Raw genomic sequence first — 3,431 nt, 5'->3', positions numbered from 1 at the left:
CTCTTTATCTTTTTATATCTGTTTATATATATCTCCGTATGCCACCTTTAGTTGATTTCTCAGTTGTTTATTTTCTTCTTCCATTTTTTTCAGTCTTCGCTTCAACGATTCAATAATTACATCTCTATTGCTATCACTTATCTCACGTTTTATTTGTTTCGATGTAAGGATTTTCGCTTGTTGTTGGCGTAGGATTTCAATTCGTTTACGAAATTTCTGATTATTATACAGGGTTGCTTTAGCGATACCTGCCTCATTTGCTACGCTATTAAAATTAATATTCTGATTGGCTCGTAAGAGCCTTTGAATCGCTTCATCAACCTTTTGAGAAGTAATTGCCTTTCTGGATGCATGAATTGCTTTTAACTGCTCTGTACGATCATAACTAGTCATGTTTCACACCATACTTTCGTTTTATGCGATTTTGTCGACCAAATATAATATTCCCTTCTCGAATATTGTTTAAAATCCTTTGATATCGGTGTAAATTTCGTTCATGCTTTTCAATCATATCTTCACGATTATGCTGTTTAGCTACTTCTACAGCTCTTGCTGTTGTTTTTATGTGTAACTCATATTTTTCAATATCCAGTTCTGAAAATCCAATAGCCAAGTCTTTGCAAGGGCTACCACTATTGCATGTCAAACAAGGTGGAGCTTCCATATGTGGACAATCTCCTTTTAATCGTGCATGACACGTTCCATAAGGATTATCCATTGCATTTAGTTTATGCTCTTGCCAGAGTGCTTGTAATATATCCTTAGGAATATCTTCACCAGCATTAATTTTTTGTACCTCACCGTTCAAGTCAAAGCTGAAGACTCCTTGATTTATAACAGATTCGAATGCTTTTCGTTTAGTTTCATCTAATAGCTTAGCATATCGTAAAGTCATTTCGGGGGAAGCATGAGCAAGTAATTCCTGTACCGTTAAAATATCTGCACCTCCATTCAATAACTTTACAGCATACGTATGACGAAATTGGTGGGTCTTAAAACGAAAGATATCACCATTTTCATCTACAATATTTTTCTTTTTTGCTAATTCATTCAAATGTTTTCGAATCCATGCTTGTGTATAGGGCTTACCTTTTCGTATCCCTTGATATCGTACAAAAATGTATTTTTCTGGATTATTATCTTGTGTGCTATTTTCTTTGGAATTTGAAATTAAAACCGAAAGAATTTTTGCGAGCTCCTCATCAATTGGGATTCGATGACCTTGTACAAACGTTTTTTCAATATCAGTTACAATAGAATATTTACCATTCAATTGTACAAGGCAATCTGTTGTAAGTTCTAATACATCTGAAATGCGAAGGCCTGTTTTAAACGCTACCCATACCACCGGTATGATGTCTTTATGTAGTTCGTTAAGATGAGCGAATAATTGTTCCAGTACAAAGTCAGGAATATAATCAATTTGCCCATAGGGCTTTTTTTTCACTTTTGGTTTATCTCCTGGGAAAATTAATAATCTTACATTTGTAGTTGGGGCAATGTCGTATTCGTATTTTTGAATATCTCCTAAAAACTTACTGATAATCTTTAAACCTTCTGATATATATCTTTCTGGATTTTCAATTTTTTTATTTTTGGTATCTTCATGAAACCATTGAATATATAGCTCCATGTGAGATCGTTTGAGACCTTTCAAATCATTCCATGTTGGTTCTAATGAAAATATGAAAGAAAAAAATTTAGTTAAAGTTCTTGAATAAACTCTTGCTGTAGCGAATGAAAGATCTTGTCGTCCCATTAAACGTTGCTTAATATACTTTTTGGTACTATGTCTTATTTTCATTGGTTCTATTCCAGTAAAATCAAGAAAATGTGCGGTTAAACTTTTGCTGTAGTATATCCCATATTGGCTATGTAATATCCGTACATCCCAACGATCTTTTTCCCATTCATTACGCGAATCTGCTAACACCAAGAAGTTGGAATGAATGATACGAAAATAGGTTGCTGCGGGGGATTTATGTGTATATTCGTCGAACATTGTGGTCTTTGATGTCTTTGTTGTGGGAATTCCATGTTGTTCTAACCAAAACAACCATTCCCGTTCAGCCCTCTCCATATCCAAATCAAATAAAGAGGGAAGGTAAGGGTACTTTTCGTTAAGAAAAATGGATAATTTCGTTAAAAGTGCGGCTTTTTGATTAAAACCGCTACTTAGTGCCCACTGTTCTTTGAATAATTTTTGATACCATACATATTTTATTTCAAGATTAACAGTTGGACTATTTATTCGAAAATGTACATTTCGACGTTTCCCCTTGTAATTATCCGCCATTTTCCGAAATTGAGGGATACTTTTTAAAAATTTGATATTCCAATTGTTATTCATTAAAAAATAGGGATTGTCCACACGCTTAGTGGTAACAGATCCATCAGATTGGATTGTTTTTTCTATATAACTAGAAAGCTCATACTTCAATCGTTCATGAAAATTTACTTCTCCTATATTTATTTGTCGTTTTCGCTTCATATTTACCACCTTCAGCTTTTTTCATCGATTTTAAATGCATATTGTGCTTTTTCCCAATCCTTACGGATATCTTCGTCCGAAGGATGGAGATACAAATTCATTGTTGTTTGAATTTGAGCATGTCCTAGTCTCTCTTGTACTTGTTTGATGTCCTTTGTCTCTTGGTAGTATATGGTGGCATGTGTATGTCGTAACAAGTGAGGATGAATATCAATTTTTGTTTTCTTTCGCAATCGTTTAAAGAGGGATTCTACATCGCTATAATTCATAGGTCTACCCATATTTCTTCCACGTAGCTTAATAAAGACAAAGTTTGTTTCAATATCCAGTTCATCAATAATTTCATATAGATAATCATCATACAAATCCATAAGGTGTTGTGATACAAATATCTCTCGTTCTCCTGTTTTGAGCTTTGCACCATTCTCTAATTCTCCTCGATCCCTCAAGCGAATCCGATGTCCTTTTTTGTAGTCAAATATAAAGTCTTCCAAATATAGAGAAAGAGCCTCTCCAATACGTAATCCCGTTTCAAACAAAAGTTGAATAAGAAAAGCATCTCGTATATTTGTAGTAGCTGTGAAAGTTTGTCGCACTTGCTCTTTTGTTAGTATTTGAATTCTTTTACGAGGCTCTTTTACTTTTAATACATTCCGAATAGAGGGCTTATTCTTATTAATATGATGTAGAAAACTCTTATATCGTGTTCTTCCTCCTGCATAAATCTGACGCATTAGTTTTTCATTCATGTCTTTTGATATTTCTTCGTTACGGTATAAATAATCATAGAAATTTGTAACAGCAGTAACGGTTAAGTTTACTGTTTTTTCAGTCTTTTTTGATTTCACAGGAGTAATAGATGCTACATTTAAACTAGTATACGGATGACGTAACCAACCAACAAAATCTGCTAAGTCTTCTAGTTTTATTTCTTTGTAAT

General features: G+C 33.7%; 3 protein-coding genes. All 3 read right to left on the bottom strand.

Going from position 1 to position 3,431, the window contains the following annotated elements:
* Positions 1-12: 12 nt before the first annotated feature.
* The gene (locus tag ACQGS6_RS24975) at positions 13-393 is read right to left on the bottom strand and encodes a DUF6262 family protein (protein ID WP_000205101.1); all 381 of its coding nucleotides are present in this window, start codon (positions 391-393) and stop codon (positions 13-15) included.
* Positions 386-2,491: a tyrosine-type recombinase/integrase gene (locus ACQGS6_RS24970; protein WP_327924737.1), complete on the bottom strand. Its 2,106-nt coding sequence runs from the start codon at positions 2,489-2,491 to the stop codon at positions 386-388. The genes ACQGS6_RS24975 and ACQGS6_RS24970 overlap by 8 nt, the downstream gene beginning before the upstream one ends.
* 11 nt (positions 2,492-2,502) lie before the next feature.
* The coding region (locus ACQGS6_RS24965; RefSeq protein WP_426965769.1) for a tyrosine-type recombinase/integrase at positions 2,503-3,431 on the bottom strand (929 nt) is incomplete at its 5' end.

The sequence above is a fragment of the Bacillus sp. GMs2/2 genome, assembly GCF_050172095.1.
GTDB classification, from domain to species: Bacteria; Bacillota; Bacilli; order Bacillales; family Bacillaceae_G; genus Bacillus_A; species Bacillus_A cereus.
The sequence above is the reverse complement of the archived record's forward strand: the minus strand, read 5'-3'. Positions and strand labels throughout refer to the sequence as shown.